11 protein-coding genes and 3 pseudogenes are annotated in these 17454 nt (G+C 42.1%); all 14 read left to right on the top strand.

Going from position 1 to position 17454, the window contains the following annotated elements; translation table 11 throughout:
- Nucleotides 1-110: 110 nt before the first annotated feature.
- A complete protein-coding gene (gene leuS / locus MFLO_RS01925) occupies nt 111-2522 on the top strand; it encodes a leucine--tRNA ligase (RefSeq protein ID WP_036096040.1) in 2412 nt (803 codons plus the stop codon).
- A 167-nt stretch (nt 2523-2689) separates the two neighbouring features.
- Nucleotides 2690-2812, top strand: a complete 123-nt coding sequence (locus tag MFLO_RS16695; RefSeq protein WP_277619754.1) for a hypothetical protein — start codon at nt 2690-2692, stop codon at nt 2810-2812.
- A gap of 415 nt (nt 2813-3227) precedes the next feature.
- The gene (gene rpsB / locus MFLO_RS01920; RefSeq protein WP_036096039.1) at nt 3228-3986 is read left to right on the top strand and encodes a 30S ribosomal protein S2; all 759 of its coding nucleotides are present in this window, start codon (nt 3228-3230) and stop codon (nt 3984-3986) included.
- Nucleotides 3987-4066: 80 nt separating this feature from the next.
- On the top strand, nt 4067-4957 hold the full coding sequence (tsf, locus tag MFLO_RS01915) for a translation elongation factor Ts (RefSeq protein ID WP_036096037.1): 891 nt from the start codon (nt 4067-4069) through the stop codon (nt 4955-4957).
- Nucleotides 4958-5453: 496 nt separating this feature from the next.
- Nucleotides 5454-5807, top strand: a complete 354-nt coding sequence (locus tag MFLO_RS01910) for a hypothetical protein (RefSeq protein WP_149022947.1) — start codon at nt 5454-5456, stop codon at nt 5805-5807.
- A 109-nt stretch (nt 5808-5916) separates the two neighbouring features.
- Entirely contained in the window at nt 5917-6351 is a 435-nt protein-coding gene (locus MFLO_RS01905) for a GNAT family N-acetyltransferase (protein WP_077913126.1), read from the top strand.
- Nucleotides 6352-6472: 121 nt separating this feature from the next.
- Entirely contained in the window at nt 6473-7198 is a 726-nt protein-coding gene (gene pyrH, locus MFLO_RS01900) for a UMP kinase (RefSeq protein WP_036096031.1), read from the top strand.
- Nucleotides 7199-7201: 3 nt separating this feature from the next.
- Complete coding sequence (frr, locus tag MFLO_RS01895) at nt 7202-7759, top strand: ribosome recycling factor (RefSeq protein ID WP_036096030.1); 558 nt, start codon at nt 7202-7204, stop codon at nt 7757-7759.
- A gap of 201 nt (nt 7760-7960) precedes the next feature.
- Complete coding sequence (locus tag MFLO_RS01890) at nt 7961-8719, top strand: isoprenyl transferase (protein WP_036096028.1); 759 nt, start codon at nt 7961-7963, stop codon at nt 8717-8719.
- Between the two features lie 15 nt (nt 8720-8734).
- Nucleotides 8735-9523, top strand: a complete 789-nt coding sequence (locus MFLO_RS01885) for a phosphatidate cytidylyltransferase (RefSeq protein ID WP_036096026.1) — start codon at nt 8735-8737, stop codon at nt 9521-9523.
- A gap of 13 nt (nt 9524-9536) precedes the next feature.
- Nucleotides 9537-10686: pseudogene (locus MFLO_RS01880) on the top strand (1-deoxy-D-xylulose-5-phosphate reductoisomerase).
- 13 nt (nt 10687-10699) lie between these two features.
- Nucleotides 10700-11963, top strand: a pseudogene (gene rseP / locus MFLO_RS01875) (RIP metalloprotease RseP).
- A gap of 42 nt (nt 11964-12005) precedes the next feature.
- Nucleotides 12006-13712 carry a proline--tRNA ligase gene (locus MFLO_RS01870; RefSeq protein ID WP_036096024.1) on the top strand — a complete coding sequence of 569 codons (1707 nt, stop codon included), beginning with the start codon at nt 12006-12008 and terminating at the stop codon, nt 13710-13712.
- A 95-nt stretch (nt 13713-13807) separates the two neighbouring features.
- Nucleotides 13808-17454 (top strand): annotated as a pseudogene (locus MFLO_RS01865) (PolC-type DNA polymerase III); the annotation flags it as partial.

Genomic DNA, 17454 nt, shown 5'->3' with positions numbered 1-17454 from the left:
GAAAACCTCTCGTCCCATAGCTGTTAAAATGGCTATTGGGACGAGAGGTTTTTTGCTTCTTGCTTTTCAATTGTTCGCTAAAATTTACTGGTATGAAGGGGAGAGAACGGATGACATTTAATCACAAAGAAATCGAACCAAAGTGGCAACGGTTTTGGGAGGAAAATAAGACCTTTAAAACGACGGAAGATAAAGAAAAGGAAAACTTTTATGCGCTCGATATGTTTCCTTATCCTTCTGGTGCTGGACTTCATGTTGGACATCCTGAAGGCTATACAGCGACGGATATTTTGTCGCGCGTGAAGCGTGCGCAAGGGTACAATGTGCTGCACCCAATGGGCTGGGATGCATTTGGTCTTCCTGCTGAGCAATATGCGATTGATACTGGAAATGACCCGGCTATTTTTACGGAACAGAATATCGCGAATTTTACGCGTCAAATTAAATCACTTGGATTCTCCTATGATTGGGATAGAGAGATTAATACGACGGACCCGGAATACTATAAATGGACGCAGTGGATTTTTGAGAAGCTTTATGAAAAAGGGCTTGCTTATGAAGCTGAGGTTGCCGTGAACTGGTGTCCAGCTCTTGGAACGGTTCTTGCGAATGAAGAAGTAATTGATGGAAAAAGTGAACGCGGCGGTTTTCCAGTATACCGGAAACCAATGCGGCAATGGATGCTTAAGATTACGGCTTATGCGGATCGTTTGATTGACGATTTGGAGATTGTAGACTGGCCGGAAAATATTAAGGACATGCAGCGCAACTGGATTGGACGCTCGGAAGGGGCAGAAGTCAGCTTTAAGATTGATGGACACGCGGAACAAATTGATGTATTTACGACGCGTCCGGATACGCTATTTGGCTCAACCTATGTCGTTTTGGCGCCAGAGCATGAACTTGTGGATGTTGTTACAACAGATGGGCAAAAAGAAGCGATTGTAGCTTATAAGAAGCAAGTGGAACTGAAAAGTGAACTTGAAAGAACAGACCTTGCGAAAGAAAAGACAGGCGTTCCAACGGGGGCTTATGCGATTAATCCGGCAACTGGCGAGAAAATACCTATTTGGATTGCGGACTATGTCTTGATTCAATATGGTACTGGAGCAGTCATGGCGGTTCCTGGTCATGATGAGCGCGATCATGAGTTTGCCAAGCAATTTGGTCTTCCTATCCGTGAAGTCGTTCAAGGCGGAAATGTGGAAGAAGCGCCTTATTCAGGTGACGGAATTCACGTAAATTCCGATTTCCTCAACGGAATGAACAAAGAAGAAGCGATTACGGCAATCTCTGACTGGCTTGAGAAGGAAGGTCACGGGAAACGGAAGATTACTTACCGCCTGCGCGACTGGCTTTTCAGTCGGCAACGCTACTGGGGTGAACCGATTCCAGTCATCCACTGGGAAGACGGGGAAACGACGCTTGTTCCTGAAAATGAACTTCCGCTACTTCTTCCGAAATCAACGGAAATCAAACCGTCTGGAACAGGGGAATCGCCGCTTGCCAACTTGACGGATTGGGTCAATGTGGTGGACGAATCGGGTAGAAAGGGACGCCGCGAAACGAATACGATGCCGCAATGGGCTGGTTCAAGCTGGTACTTCCTTCGCTTTATCGATCCTCACAACAGTGAGCGAATTGCTGATCAGGAAAAACTGCGGGAATGGATGCCAGTTGATGTTTATATCGGCGGAGCAGAACACGCGGTACTGCATTTGCTTTATGCACGATTCTGGCATAAATTTTTGTACGATATCGGTGTTGTTCCAACGAAAGAACCGTTCCAAAAATTGTTCAACCAAGGGATGATTCTTGGGGAAAATAATGAAAAGATGTCGAAATCTCGCGGCAATGTTGTGAACCCGGATGAAGTGGTTGAAAAATACGGAGCAGATACGCTTCGACTTTATGAAATGTTCATGGGACCACTTGATGCTTCAATCGCATGGAGCGAGAATGGGCTTGAAGGTGCTCGGAAGTTTCTTGACAGGGTTTGGCGCTTGTTTGTCACGGAAGACGAGAAATTGACTGATAAAGTCGTTTCTGAAAATGACGGAAAACTTGAAAAGGCGTATCATCAAATGGTTAAATCGGTGACGACTGATTATGAGGGACTTCGTTTTAATACTGGGATTTCAGCTTTGATGATTTTTGTGAATGAAGCCTATAAAGCAGATACGATTCCTCATGAATATGCAGATGGATTTGTTCAAGCACTTGCGCCGATTGCACCACATGTCGGGGAAGAACTATGGTCGATTCTTGGACATGATGAATCAATCAGTTATGTAGCTTGGCCAACTTATGATGAAGCGAAGCTTGTGGAAGACGAAGCTGAAATTGTTCTTCAAGTTAATGGTAAAGTGAAAGCAAAAGCGATTGTCGCAAAAACAATGACGAAAGAAGCGCTTGAAGAGTTTGGTCTCAACCATGAAAAGATTCAAGCTGAGATTGAAGGGAAAACAGTTCGGAAGGTTATTGCAGTTCCTGGAAAACTCGTGAATATTGTAGCGAATTAAATTTGCTAGGAAAACTGGGCGGTCAAAGAAAACATTTGACCGTCTTTTAATCGGGCAGTAAATAAAATTCAGACCGTGTTTAATAAATGGGAAAAAATGGAAAGAAGTTTGTGATTGGAAACTATTGACGTAGAACGCGCAGAACTCTTTGCGTTGTCGATGAAAAAATGAAAGAGGCAAAAGTTGGCTTGATCCCACTTGAAAAGCGCAAAGAACTTGTTGAGGAGCTGACAGATCGTCAAATGGAACGCAGGCTTGCAGGTGAAACCAAGTTTAGAGAGTTTACATAAGAAAAAGCGTCGTACTAGAGTAGAAAAACACTCTTGTATGGTGCTTTGTTCTGTTATAAACTAAAGGAAACAACGAAAGAGAGGTTTTTAGTAATGGACAATAAAAAACCGCTAATCTCAAAAGGAATGTGGATACTAATAATTTCAATCATTGTCATTGGCTTTATCGCAGGTTTCATTTATAGTTTTATAGATTGAGCAACGCTTTCATTAAGTAATATGATGTGAGTGGGAGAGGCCGATAAATTACCTCGAAACGTTGACGGTTTGTAGGGTTTTATGCTATAGTAGTAAACGGTGTTAAATCACACACGTGCAGTGACAGAGGAAAGGGTGCTTATAAATAAGTCTTTCAACTGGGAGATCTGTGCGGAGGGCGAGAAATCGCAAAAATAAAACCATAGGAGGGAATAACATGCCTGTTATTTCAATGAAACAATTGTTAGAAGCTGGTGTACATTTCGGACACCAAACACGCCGTTGGAACCCTAAAATGAAGAAATATATCTTCACAGAGCGTAACGGTATTTATATCATCGACCTACAAAAAACGGTCAAAAAAGTAGACGAAGCTTACAACTTCATGCGTGAAGTAGCTGCTGATGGAGGAACTATCCTTTTCGTAGGTACTAAGAAACAAGCGCAAGATTCTGTGAAAGAAGAAGCAGAACGTTCTGGTCAATATTTTGTAAACCACCGCTGGTTGGGTGGAACGCTTACAAACTTTGAAACGATCCAAAAACGTATCAAACACCTTAAGAAAATCGAAAAAATGGAAGAAGACGGTACTTTTGAAGTTCTTCCTAAGAAAGAAGTCGTACTTCTTAAGAAAGAAAAAGAAAAATTGGAACGCTTCTTAGGCGGTATCAAAGATATGAAAGGTCTTCCTGATGCACTTTTCATCGTTGACCCTCGTAAAGAACGTATTGCAGTTGCAGAAGCTCGTAAATTAAATATTCCGATCATCGGTATTGTAGATACTAACTGTGATCCTGATGAAATCGATTATGTAATCCCTGCAAATGATGATGCTATTCGTGCGGTTAAACTATTGACTGCTAAAATGGCTGATGCAATCATTGAAGTAAACCAAGGTGAAGAAAATGTAGAAGCAGACGTTGAAGAAGCTAAAGTGGAAGCAGCAGCTGAAACGGAAGGAACAACTGAAGCTTAATTTTTAGACATTCTAGAAGGTGATAAGGGGGTATTCTTATCACCTTTTTTTAAAAGTTATTTATTGGAGGGAAATTGAAAATGGCAAATATCACAGCTCAAATGGTTAAAGAATTGCGTGAAAAAACTGGTGCCGGAATGATGGACTGTAAAAAAGCATTAGTTGAAACAGACGGCGATATCGAAAAAGCAATTGATCTTTTACGCGAAAAAGGTATTGCAAAAGCTGAGAAGAAAGCAGATCGTATTGCTTCTGAAGGGATGACTCATGTTGTTAGCAATGAAAAACATGCAATTGTTCTTGAAGTGAATGCTGAAACTGACTTTGTAGCGAAAAATGATAACTTCCAAAACTTAGTGGACAAATTGGCTAAGCATTTACTTGCTGTACGTCCTGCAAACTTGGAAGATGCCCTTAAAACAGAAATCGAAAGCGGTGTTACGGTTCAAGAATACATCACTGAAGCGATTACGAAAATTGGGGAAAATATTTCACTTCGTCGTTTCGATATCACTGAAAAAGGCGAAAACTGTGCTTTCGGCGAGTACATCCACATGGGCGGACGTATTGGTGTTGTCGTACTTCTTAACGGTACTACGGATGACGAAGTTGCGAAAAACATTGCTATGCACATCGCGGCAATCAACCCTAAATACATCTCACGTGATGATGTAGATGCTGATGAGCTTGCTCACGAAAAAGAAGTGCTTACGCAACAAGCGCTTAACGAAGGAAAACCAGCGAATATCGTTGAAAAAATGATCGACGGCCGTTTGAAAAAATGGTTGAGCGAAATTTCGCTGCTTGATCAACCTTATGTAAAAGACCCAGATATCACTGTCGGCAAATATGCTGAGCAAAACGGTGCCACTGTTGCTTCATTCGTTCGTTTTGAAGTCGGTGAAGGTCTTGAGAAAAAAGAAGATAACTTCGTTGAAGAAGTTATGAGCCAAGTAAAAAAAGAACAATAAGATTTGATAAATTTGAAAGCCTTGGAAACTTTAAGTTTCCAAGGCTTTTTTGTTTGAGTGTATAAGCTATACAAAACAATTTGGTTTTACCTGGATTGGGGGGAAAGCCAGAAAGTGTTTTTATACCTAGATAAAGTTCGCAAAAAAAGAAGAAAATGTAAACTTTTGTTATCAGATCACATCTTTTGATCTGAATAACTTGATATTTTAAATACATTCATAACAAAAATAAAAACGGAAGATGACAAAGATGTTTCGGTAACTATTTTTGTTCACAATTAGTGATGATCGAATTCGAATTAAGTTACCATCATTTTCTTTATTTGCCAAAATTATCATATAAAACACGCTGTTTAATTAACAGACAAATACTGAATTTAGAAAATAGCACAATAATCTTTTTTTTATGCTATACTTGGCTTGTACAAAAAAAACATCTATTGGAGGAATAAACATGAAAAAATTACTTGCTTTACCGTTAGCAGCAGCCATTAGTTTGGCAGCAGTAGCATTACCAGTTGCAGGAAGTGTGGATGCAGCATCAGTTCAAGTTGTTCAGGATGAAGTAACAGTCACAGTTCCAGATAATGTGGTTGAAGTTCCTGTAAACAGTGTATTTGATGGATCTGCTTATGCAACTGCAACGATCAATGGAACAAATCTTCCGTTCTACGGGAATTATGATCCAAACTTATATGATGCATCTAACCATGTATACCCATACTTATTTACTGTTATTGTTAATGACGTAAATACTTCTGTACCAGGTACTTACATGTATTACTACCAAATCATCAGCTTGAACACAGCTCAAGCTACTGATATTCCAATGACTGTAATCGTTAAATAATTATTGATTGGATTGAACGAGCCGGCAGGTTAGCCGGCTCGTTTTTTTGTTGTTTGTGTTGCTTACTTTCTGTTAAAATTGTTGTGTGAAGGGAATGGGAGGGTTAAATATGCTTGATTTTGAGAGCGCTCGGGAGAAAGACTATCCCGCAATCCTTGCAATATGGGATAATTCGGTAAGCGCGACGCATAATTTTTTGAAGAAGGAAGATAAGGCCGCGCTTCGGCAAGAAATTCCGCATTATTTTCCGATGTTAACCCTTTTTTTGTGGAAATGGGAGGGTGAGCTGGTCGGTTTTACTGGGCATCACGAGGAAAATCTCGAAATGTTTTTCTTGAAACCCGAATTTCAAGGGCAAGGCTTAGGGAAACAAATTTTGGCAAGGTTAATTGAGGAAGAAGGAATTCGCTTTGTGGACGTGAATAAACAGAATACTGCTGCTTATAAGTTCTATGAGAAATCTGGTTTTCGGCTTGTTTCCGAAAGCAAAACGGACGGTGAAGGCAGAGATTATCCGATTTTACACTTGAAACGGGAAGGTTAAAAGAAGAATTTCAGCTTTTTTATAGAAAATGCTTTTGTAATGCCGCTTTTTTTAGTAAAATAAAAGATGGTGGATAAAAGCTTCTTTTATCGCGAACTAGAATAAATAAGTGGAGGTCACTATGGATACCCCAGAATATAAACGTGTAGTTTTAAAATTAAGTGGTGAAGCATTAGCAGGTACAGACGGATTCGGAATTAAGCCGAATGTTGTCAATGCCATTTCAAAACAAGTCAAAGAAGTGGTTGAACTTGGTGTAGAAGTTGCAATTGTTGTCGGCGGTGGCAATATTTGGCGCGGTCGTCTTGGAAGCGAAATGGGAATGGATCGTGCAGCGGCTGACTATATGGGCATGCTTGCAACGGTGATGAACTCGCTGTCGCTACAAGATTCGCTCGAAAGTGTCGGTGTGGCTACGCGTGTACAGACTTCAATTGATATGCGTCAGATTGCGGAACCTTATATTAGAAGAAAAGCGATTCGCCACCTTGAAAAAGGCCGTGTGGTTATTTTTGCCGGCGGAACAGGAAATCCTTATTTCTCAACGGATACAACGGCAGCGCTTCGTGCAGCTGAAATTGAAGCCGATGTGATTTTGATGGCAAAAAACAATGTGGATGGTGTATATAGCGCAGATCCGCGTGTTGATGAAACGGCAAAAAAATATGATGAACTGTCTTATCTTGATGTAATCAAAGAAGGATTGCAAGTGATGGATTCTACGGCTTCTTCGCTAAGTATGGATAATGATATTCCGCTTGTTGTATTTTCGTTTGCGGAAAATGAAAACAATATTAAACGCGTCATTCTCGGTGAAAAAATCGGGACAACGGTAAGGGGGAAATAAACGATGAGTAAAGAAGTATTACAAAATTCCAAGGAAAAAATGGAGAAATCAGAACAAGCTTTGTCGCGTGTTCTTGGGCAAATTCGTGCAGGTCGGGCGAATGCTTCCATTTTAGATCGTGTTCAAGTTGACTACTACGGAGCTCCAACTCCGCTGAACCAAATGGCGAGTATTACTGTACCTGAAGCACGTCTATTAATGATTACGCCGTTTGATAAAACGATTCTTGACGATATCGAAAAAGCAATTTTGAAATCGGATATTGGTTTAACACCAAATAATGATGGGACGGTTATTCGTCTTGCGATTCCGCAACTTACTGAAGAACGCCGCCGTGAGCTTGCAAAAGAAGTGAAGAAGGAAGCGGAAGAGGCGAAAGTGGCTGTCCGTAATGTGCGCCGTGATGCAAACGACGAGCTTAAGAAGCTTGAAAAAGCTGGTGAAATCACGGAAGACGACTTGCGTTCTTACGGGGATGATGTGCAAAAGCTTACGGATGAAAGTATCAAACGTATTGATGGAATTGCAAAAGATAAAGAAGCGGAAATTATGGAAGTTTAATAAAACAAGTGAAAAAGCATTCCTTTTCTTCTACTTCGGGAAGGACGGGAATGCTTTTTCTTTTGTATCCAAATTGAAGTGCAGTTTCTCATGGAAATCTCATGAATCACATATAACTTTTAGTACATAAATCATGGGTTTTTTGGTATTATAGGAATAGATATGCGCAGGAAAGCGACATTTCTATTGGAGGATTCTAGAATGTTTAAGAAGTTATTTCGACAAAACGAAAATTTTATAGATGGTGAGCTATCCCCAGAATTACCGCTTCCAAAGCATGTTGCGATCATTATGGATGGAAACGGGAGATGGGCTAAAAAAAGACTTTTGCCACGGATTGCGGGACATAAGGAAGGCATGAATGTGGTCAAGAAAATCACCCGTTATGCCAATTCGCTTGGAATTGAAGTTTTGACGCTCTATGCTTTTTCTACGGAAAATTGGAAGCGTCCGACTGACGAAGTTGACTATTTAATGAAGCTTCCTGTTGAGTTTTTCGATACGTTTGTGCCTGAACTTGTGGAGCAAAATGTGCGAATCAACGTGATGGGCTACCGCGATAACTTGCCGCTTCATACGCTTCGAGCTGTTGAAAATGCAATAGAACGTACGAAACATTGTACGGGGCTTGTACTAAATTTTGCACTGAACTACGGTTCACGAGCGGAGATTATTTCGGCGGCAAAGGAAGCTGTGCGTGAGCTTGAGAAGGCTGGGAAAAGTGCGGAGGAGCTTCGAGAATCGGATATTGAAAAATACTTAATGAGTTCGGGGCTTGGCGATCCTGATCTATTAATTCGGACGAGTGGAGAATTACGGCTGAGTAATTTCATGCTCTGGCAACTCGCGTATAGCGAATTTTATTTTACAGATGTTCACTGGCCAGATTTTACGGAAGGCAACTTTTTAGAAGCGATGATCGATTTTCAAAACCGGTCACGCAGATATGGTGGCTTGTAGGGAGGAAGAAAAAAGGTGAAGACACGAATTATTACAGCAATTGTAGCGCTTATTATTTTTATTCCCTTTGTGGTTATCGGAGGGATACCGTTTGAACTCGTCAGCATTTTACTGGCTTCAATTGCGGTATACGAAATTTTAACGATGACCAAGCATCCGCTGCTATCAGTAAATGGCATAGTGACAATGCTACTCACATGGCTGGTTGTTGTGCCGGATCGCTATCTTACATGGTTCAATCATATCGGGCTTTCGCTGATGCAGTTAATTTTCATTGCGATCGCTCTTTTACTAGCGTATACTGTTTTTTCGAGAAATAAATTTCATTTTGATCAAGCGGGAATTGCCGTTTTGGCTGCATTCTATGTTGGAATGGGCTTTCATCATTTGGCGCTGACACGCGATGCAGGTTTTTACTATGTATTGTTCGCGTTACTAATTGTCTGGTCAACGGATACGGGAGCTTATTTTATCGGACGAGCTATTGGCAAACATAAGCTTGCTCCGCATGTCAGTCCGAACAAAACGGTTGAGGGCTTTATCGGAGGGATTGTTTCTGCGCTTGTTGTGGCAGGAGGATTCTTTTACTTCTTTGATTTAGGCGACAATTTTGTTGCTGTGTTCTTGGGACTTATTGTTCTTTCTATTTTTGGGCAGCTTGGCGACCTTGTGGAGTCGGCTTTAAAACGTTTTTATGGTGTGAAAGACTCAGGAAAGATTATGCCGGGTCATGGCGGAATTTTAGATCGTTTCGACAGTTTGCTGTTTGTCTTGCCGCTCTTGCATATACTTCAAATAATTTGATGGAGATGAAGCAATGAAGAAAATTAATTTGTTGGGTGCAACTGGATCAATTGGAACACAGACGCTCGAAATTGTGAGAGAGCATCCAGAACTATTTGAAATCGCCGCTTTATCATTTGGCCGCAATGTAGAGCTCGGTCGTAAAATTATTCAGGAATTTAAGCCTAAACTTGTGTCGGTTCAGAATAAGCGCGATCTGGATGGACTTCGGGCGGAGTTTCCGGGGATTAAATTTTATTACGGACTTGAAGGCTTACGTGAAGTAGCGGCTTATCAAGAAGGCGAAGTGCTTCTCAGCGCAGTAATTGGCAGTGTAGGACTTTTGCCGACGCTTGATGCAATTGAAGCTGGAAAGCAGATTGCAATTGCCAATAAGGAAACACTAGTAACTGCTGGACACTTAGTGGTAGAGGCTGCTCGGAAGAAAAAGGTTCCACTTCTTCCGGTTGATAGTGAACATTCGGCAATTTTTCAGGCGCTTAACGGGGAAAAACGAGCGAATGTTGCGAAGCTGATTATTACGGCAAGTGGCGGAAGCTTTCGTGACAAGACTCGTCAGGAGCTTCGGAATGTGACGGTGAAAGAAGCACTTAATCATCCGAACTGGAGCATGGGCAATAAGCTTACGATTGATTCAGCAACTATGTTTAATAAAGGGCTTGAAGTGATTGAGGCACACTGGCTTTATGAGATGGATTATGATGATATTGAGGTTTTAATTCACCGCGAAAGTATTGTACATTCGCTAGTAGAATATATAGACGGAAGCATGATTGCACAGCTTGGTGCCCCAGATATGCGTATTCCAATTCAGTACGCGTTAACGTATCCGGAACGGGCGGAAATGAGTTTTCCGAAACGGTTCAGTCTTGCTGAAATCGGCGCACTTCATTTTGAGGAAGTTGACTATGAACGTTTTACGGCATTGAAATTAGCTTACAATGCTGGTAAAATAGGCGGAACGATGCCGACGGTTTTAAATGCGGCAAATGAAATTGCAGTTGCTGGATTTTTTAAACGGACAAGTTGATTTTTACAACATTGAAGCTGTGGTTGAGAATGCTATGAATCATCATGCACATGATGTCGTACAAGTTCCATCGCTCGATACGATTTTGCAGGTCGATCAGGAAACAAGAGCGTACGCAAAAACACTTTTATAGAGGTGAAGTAAATTTGACAACGATTATTGCATTTATTCTGGTCTTCGGATTGATTGTATTCTTTCACGAATTAGGCCATTTCTTGCTTGCAAAACGCTCTGGGATTATGGTGCGGGATTTTTCGATCGGTTTTGGGCCGAAGATTTTTGCTTATAAGAAAAAAGAAACACAGTACACAATTAGGCTTTTGCCGATCGGCGGTTATGTGCGGATGGCAGGCGAAGATGGAGAGGAACTGGATTTAAAACCGGGATACCGCGTCGGGCTTGAGCTTTCTAATGATGAAACGGTGACAAAAATCATCGTGAATGGAAAAGATCAGTATGTGGATGCACAGCCGTTTGAAGTGGCAAAGGCTGATCTTGAGAAAGAGCTTTATATTGAAGGCTTCGAGGATTTTGATGAATCGAAGAAAGTACGCTACCCTGTTTCGCGCGATGCAGTCGTTATTGACGGTAAAATTGAAACGCAGATTGTACCTTATGATAAGACATTTGGCGCTAAGTCGCTTGGGAAACGTGCCGCAACGATTTTTGCTGGCCCATTTTTCAACTTTGTTTTAGCGGTCATCATTTTTACGGTGCTTGCTTTTGTTCAGGGCGGTGTTGCCTCACAGGAAAATACGCTTGGCAATGTCGTCAAGGATAGTCCGGCGGCTACTGCTGGTCTTAAACAAGGCGATAAAGTTTTGTCAATTTCGGGAAAGAAAACGGAGTCGTGGACGGATATCGTGACGGAGGTTTCCAAAAATCCGGGGGAAAACGGTTGACTTCAAGATTGAACGCGGCGGCAGTACGCAAGATGTTTCTGTGACGCCTGAAAAGCAAAAGGAACAAGGCAAGACGGTTGGGAAGATTGGGGTAGCGAACCCGATTAAGGATTCGTTCGTTGATAAGATCACATACGGCTTTACGCAAACGTGGTTCTGGATTCAACAAATTTTTGAAATTCTCGGCAAGATGGTGACGGGCGGCTTTTCGCTAGATATGCTGAACGGACCAGTTGGTATTTATACTAGTACCGAACAGGTTGTAAGCTATGGTTTCATGACGCTGCTTAATTGGACGGCAGTTTTAAGTATCAATCTTGGTATCGTGAATTTGCTTCCGCTTCCAGCGCTTGACGGCGGGCGGCTGTTGTTCTTTGCTTATGAGCTGATCCGTAGGAAACCGGTTGATCCGAAGAAGGAAGGCATGATTCATTTTATTGGTTTTGCACTCCTGATGGTGCTGATGATTCTTGTCACATGGAATGATATTCAGCGAGCTTTTTTCTAGGATGAAATTTAAAGGGATTATTATAAAAAGGGAGTGTATTTCATGCGTCAGACAATGACTTTTATACCAACACTGAAAGAAACGCCTGCTGATGCTGAGGTTAAAAGCCACCAGCTTTTGCTTCGCGCAGGCTTTATCCGTCAAACAGCGAGCGGGATTTACAGCTATTTACCACTTGCAACTTTGACGCTTCAAAAAATTGAGCAAATCATCCGCGAGGAACTGAATGAAATCGGGGCTTCTGAACTCTTGCTTCCAGCGCTACAACCTGCTGAGCTTTGGCAGGAATCGGGCAGATGGAATGATTACGGCCCTGAATTAATGCGACTTAAGGATCGTAATGCGCGTGATTTTGCGCTCGGACCAACACATGAAGAAGTCATTACTGAACTGGTGCGTGATGAATTAAATTCGTATAAACGATTACCGATCACGCTTTATCAAATTCAAACAAAATTTAGAGATGAAAAACGTCCTCGTTTTGGACTTTTGCGCGGACGTGAGTTTATTATGAAAGATGCTTATTCTTTCCATGCGACTGAGGAAAGTTTGGATGAAACTTATCAAAAGATGTATCAAGCTTATAGTAATATTTTTACCCGCTGTGGACTTAATTTTCGTGCAGTAATTGCGGATTCTGGTTCAATCGGCGGCAAAGAAACAAAAGAATTTATGGTGCTGTCTGAAATCGGTGAAGATACAATTGCCTACAGCGACAGTTCAGATTATGCGGCGAATGTAGAAATGGCGCCGGTACTCTACATGGAGAAAAAATCGGTGGAACAAGAAGCAACGCTTGAAAAGGTTGCGACACCGGGCTTACGTACGATTGAAGATATCGTCCAAAGCTTAGAAATTCCAATTGAGAAGACAGTAAAATCAATGCTGTTTGATGTTGATGGAGATATCATCATGGTGCTTGTACGTGGGGATCATGAAGTGAATGATATTAAAATTAAAAACGCACTGGAAGCGAAAGTGGTTGAGTTTGCAGATCCGGATGCGGCTGTGAAACTGCTTGGTGCAAACTTCGGATCGCTTGGTCCGGTTGGTGTTCCAAGTGATATTCGGATTTATGCCGACAATGCGGTAAAAGACGTTGTAAATGCTGCAGTTGGTGCGAATGAAGATGATTTTCACTTTGTAAATGTCAATCCAGGACGCGATTTTGAGGTACAAAGCTACTTTGATCTCAGAATGATTCAAGAAGGTGATTTGTCACCAGATGGTCAAGGAGTTATTAAGTTTGCAGAAGGTATTGAAGTAGGACATATCTTTAAGCTTGGCACAAAATATTCGGAAGCAATGAATGCAACGTTTCTTGATGAAAACGGACGTGCAAACCCGCTTCTAATGGGTTGTTACGGGATTGGTGTATCGAGACTGCTTTCAGCGATAGCGGAACAATGTAATGATGAAAATGGTTTGGTATTTGAAAAAGGAATTGCACCGTTTGATATTCATTTGATTCCGGTTAATATGAAAAATGATGAGCAACGCGAATTTGGCGATTCACTATATAAAACACTTAAGGATGCTGGATACAGTGTGCTTTTGGATGACCGGACTGAACGTGCGGGAGTGAAGTTTGCCGATGCAGACTTAATTGGACTTCCAATTCGGGTTACGGTTGGGAAAAAGGCTGCTGATGGTATTGTTGAAGTGAAGATTCGAAAAACCGGCGAGATGATCGAAGTTCGTCAAGATGAGCTTCTTAACACGCTACCTATTCTCTTTGGCGAAAAGTAATTTTTCATGTACAATAGGATTAACGTTTGGAAAGTACCTTTGCATTTTACGGAAGGTACTTTTTATGACTTTCTAGTCGAAAGGAGTGACAACATTTGAGTGCTTCAGAGGAAGAAAAAAAGGAGCGATTTCAACTTCTTTTGGAACAAATTGGATTAAAAGGGGAAACAGCTTTCGAGGATTTTACGAAGGATACTAAAATTGAAAAATTGGTTGCGGATAAAAGGACGAAAACCTGGCAGTTTCATCTTGAAACTCAACAGATATTTCCCGCAGCTTTTTATACGATGCTTGATGCCGGAATGAAGCGGGCGTTTAGCGAGATTGCCGATACGGAGTTGCGTATTAAAGCACGCGATGCACGGCTTGATGAAAGCTTGATTCAGGAATATTGGAATATGATTGTTTCGCCGTTTCTTACTACATCTCCGCTCATTGGGCAAGTTTTGCTCGAGCAAAAACCGACGCTTCGGGAACCGCATTTTCTTGAGCTCGCTTTTCATAACGAGATGGAGCAGACGAAATTTGAACAGAGCTTTGCTGGCGAAATTGTTGAGAGGTACTTGGAACGCGGTTTCCCGCGCCTTGCTACCCGTAGCTCACTTTTAACCCAAGAAAATACAGAGGCCTATCAAGCGTTCGCGAAAGCGAAGCAGGAGGAAGACGCGGCTAAAGCGAAGGCGGCTGTTGAGGTGATGCAAAAACGGCAAATGGAAGCAGACAGTGGCTCACCTGGTGCAGCTCCGGAACTCACGGGTCCTTTCCAAATCGGCTATAAAATTAAAGAGGATGAAGAGGTTAAACACCTCGGCGATATTTACGATGAAGAGCGTCGTATTACTGTACAAGGCTATATTTTCGCAACGGAAATTCGTGAACTAAGAAGCGGCCGCAGTTTGCTGCAATTCAAGATTACCGATTATACCAGCTCAATGATCATCAAGATGTTCTCGCGTGATAAGGAAGATGCGGCGATGTTCCAAAACTTGCAGAAGGGTATGTGGGTTAAAGTACGCGGCAGTGTTCAAAATGATACGTTTGTGCGGGATTTGATCATGATGGCTCAAGATATTAATGAAATTCCGCCGAAAAAACGGCTTGACGGTGCTAAGGAGAAACGTGTTGAACTGCATCTGCACAGCAATATGAGCCAAATGGATGCGACGAACTCGGTGACGGATCTTGTGAAACAAGCCGCGGATTGGGGTCATAAAGCGATGGCGCTGACGGATCATTCGGTGGCGCAGTCATTCCCAGAAGCCTATGCGGCTGGTCAAAAATTTGACGTGAAGATTCTCTACGGAATTGAAGCAAATTTGATCGATGATGGGGTTCCGATTGCTTATAATGATGAGCATACGGCGCTAAAAGATGCAACCTATGTTGTATTTGATGTGGAAACAACAGGACTTTCTGCGGTATATGATACGATTATCGAACTTGCCGGCATTAAAATGCGTGACGGCGAAATTGTGGATAAGTTTGAAGCGTTTATTGATCCTGGGCATCCGCTTTCAGCAACAACAATCAATTTGACAGGGATCACTGATGACATGGTAAAAGGATCTGATCCGATCGAAACGGTGTTACAAAATTTCCGTACGTGGTGCGAAGATGCTATTCTAGTGGCGCATAATGCGTCATTCGACATGGGCTTCATCAATACGGCTTATCGTAAAATTGGGCTACAAGATGCGCCAAACGCGGTTATAGATACGCTTGAGCTGGCTCGTTTTCTATATCCGCATTTCAAGAACCATCGCTTGAATACGCTAACGAAGAAATTCAATATTATTCTTGAACAACATCACCGCGCGATTTTCGATGCTGAGGCAACGGCTTATCTGGCATGGAAACTAATCAAAGATGCAAAAGAAACACACGATATTGATTACCACGATCAGCTGAATGATTATATGGGCGAGGGCGATGCCTACAAGCGTGCCCGTCCGTTTCATGCGACAATCTATGCACAGACGGCTGAGGGGTTGAAAAATCTTTTCAAATTAATCACGATGTCAAACCTCAATTACTTTTTCCGTGTTCCAAGGATTCCGCGGTCGCAGCTGCAAAAACTACGCGAAGGTTTGATCATTGGAACGGCTTGCAGTCAAGGTGAGCTGTTCGAAGCGATGATGCAAAAAGGAATGGCAGAGGCTGAAAAAGTTGCCGGATTCTATGACTTTATCGAAGTTCAGCCGAAACCGGTTTATGCACCGCTGATCGAACGAGAGATGGTGCGTGATGAAAAAGCGCTTGAAGAGATTTTACGCAACATCGTAAAAGTTGGTGAGAAAACAGGAAAACCTGTTGTTGCAACCGGAAATGTTCATTATAAAGATCCGCAAGATAAAATCTATCGTAAAATATTGATCCATTCGATGGGCGGAGCCAATCCGCTTAATCGGAACGAGCTTCCGGATGTACACTTCCGTTCAACAGAAGAAATGCTAAAAGAGTTCAGTTTCCTTGGTGAAGAAAAGGCACATGAAATTGTAGTGACGAATTCAAATCTTGTTGCAGATTGGATGGATGAGCTGAAACCGATTAAAGATGAGCTTTACACACCAAAGATTGATGGTGCTGAGGACGAAGTGCGCGATATGAGTTATAACATGGCGCATCAACTTTATGGCGAAACGCTTCCGGAAATTGTGGAAGCACGGCTTGAAAAAGAATTGAAAAGCATCATTGGACACGGCTTTGCGGTTATTTATTTAATCTCGCATAAGTTGGTTAAGAAGTCGCTAAACGATGGTTACTTAGTAGGCTCGCGTGGATCGGTCGGTTCTTCATTTGTTGCAACAATGACGGAAATCACGGAAGTAAATCCGCTTCCGCCACATTATCTTTGCCCGAATTGCAAGCATTCTGAGTTCTTTGATGATGGATCGGTCGGATCTGGATTTGACCTTCCTGATAAAGAATGTCCGCACTGCGGCACGGCTTACCGTAAGGAAGGTCAAGATATTCCATTTGAAACGTTCTTAGGGTTTAAAGGGGATAAAGTTCCCGATATTGACCTGAACTTTTCTGGGGATTATCAGCCGGTTGCTCACGCTTATACGAAAGAAATTTTCGGTGAAGACTATGTCTATCGTGCCGGAACAATCGGTACGGTTGCTGAGAAGACGGCATTTGGATATGTTCGCGGATATGAACGCGATATGAATATGAATATTCGCGGGGCAGAGGTTGACCGGCTTGTGGCAGGATGTACAGGTGTAAAACGGACAACAGGACAGCATCCAGGCGGAATCATCGTTATTCCAGATTATATGGATGTTTATGATTTTACACCAGTGCAGTTCCCAGCAGATGCAACGGATTCTGAATGGAAAACGACGCACTTCGATTTCCATTCAATTCACGATAATGTTTTGAAACTTGATATACTCGGGCACGATGATCCGACGGCAATACGGATGTTGCAGGATTTAAGTGGGATTGATCCAAAAACGATTCCGACGGATGATCCTGAAGTGATGAAGCTGTTTGGTTCAACTGAATCTCTTGGTGTTACACCGCAAGATATTGATTCTAAGACTGGAACGCTCGGTATACCGGAATTTGGAACGCGATTTGTTCGTCAAATGCTTGAACAAACCAAACCGACAACATTTTCTGAGCTGGTTCAGATTTCAGGATTGTCTCACGGGACGGATGTTTGGCTCGGCAACGCTGAAGAGCTGATCAAAAAATAAAATTTGTGAATTGCCGGATGTCATCGGTTGTCGGGATA

This window comes from Listeria floridensis FSL S10-1187, assembly GCF_000525875.1.
GTDB classification, from domain to species: Bacteria; Bacillota; Bacilli; order Lactobacillales; family Listeriaceae; genus Listeria; species Listeria floridensis.
Note: the sequence above shows the minus strand (reverse complement) of the source record. Positions and strands in the feature narration are given on the sequence as shown.

What these genes read in the sequence shown, in the direction of transcription:
- leuS (WP_036096040.1), top strand. Translation starts at nt 111, where the DNA reads ATGACATTTAATCACAAAGAAATCGAACCAAAGTGGCAACGGTTTTGG.
- MFLO_RS16695 (WP_277619754.1), top strand. Translation starts at nt 2,690, where the DNA reads ATGAAAGAGGCAAAAGTTGGCTTGATCCCACTTGAAAAGCGCAAAGAA.
- rpsB (WP_036096039.1), top strand. Translation starts at nt 3,228, where the DNA reads ATGCCTGTTATTTCAATGAAACAATTGTTAGAAGCTGGTGTACATTTC.
- tsf (WP_036096037.1), top strand. Translation starts at nt 4,067, where the DNA reads ATGGCAAATATCACAGCTCAAATGGTTAAAGAATTGCGTGAAAAAACT.
- MFLO_RS01905 (WP_077913126.1), top strand. Translation starts at nt 5,917, where the DNA reads ATGCTTGATTTTGAGAGCGCTCGGGAGAAAGACTATCCCGCAATCCTT.
- pyrH (WP_036096031.1), top strand. Translation starts at nt 6,473, where the DNA reads ATGGATACCCCAGAATATAAACGTGTAGTTTTAAAATTAAGTGGTGAA.
- frr (WP_036096030.1), top strand. Translation starts at nt 7,202, where the DNA reads ATGAGTAAAGAAGTATTACAAAATTCCAAGGAAAAAATGGAGAAATCA.
- MFLO_RS01890 (WP_036096028.1), top strand. Translation starts at nt 7,961, where the DNA reads ATGTTTAAGAAGTTATTTCGACAAAACGAAAATTTTATAGATGGTGAG.
- MFLO_RS01870 (WP_036096024.1), top strand. Translation starts at nt 12,006, where the DNA reads ATGCGTCAGACAATGACTTTTATACCAACACTGAAAGAAACGCCTGCT.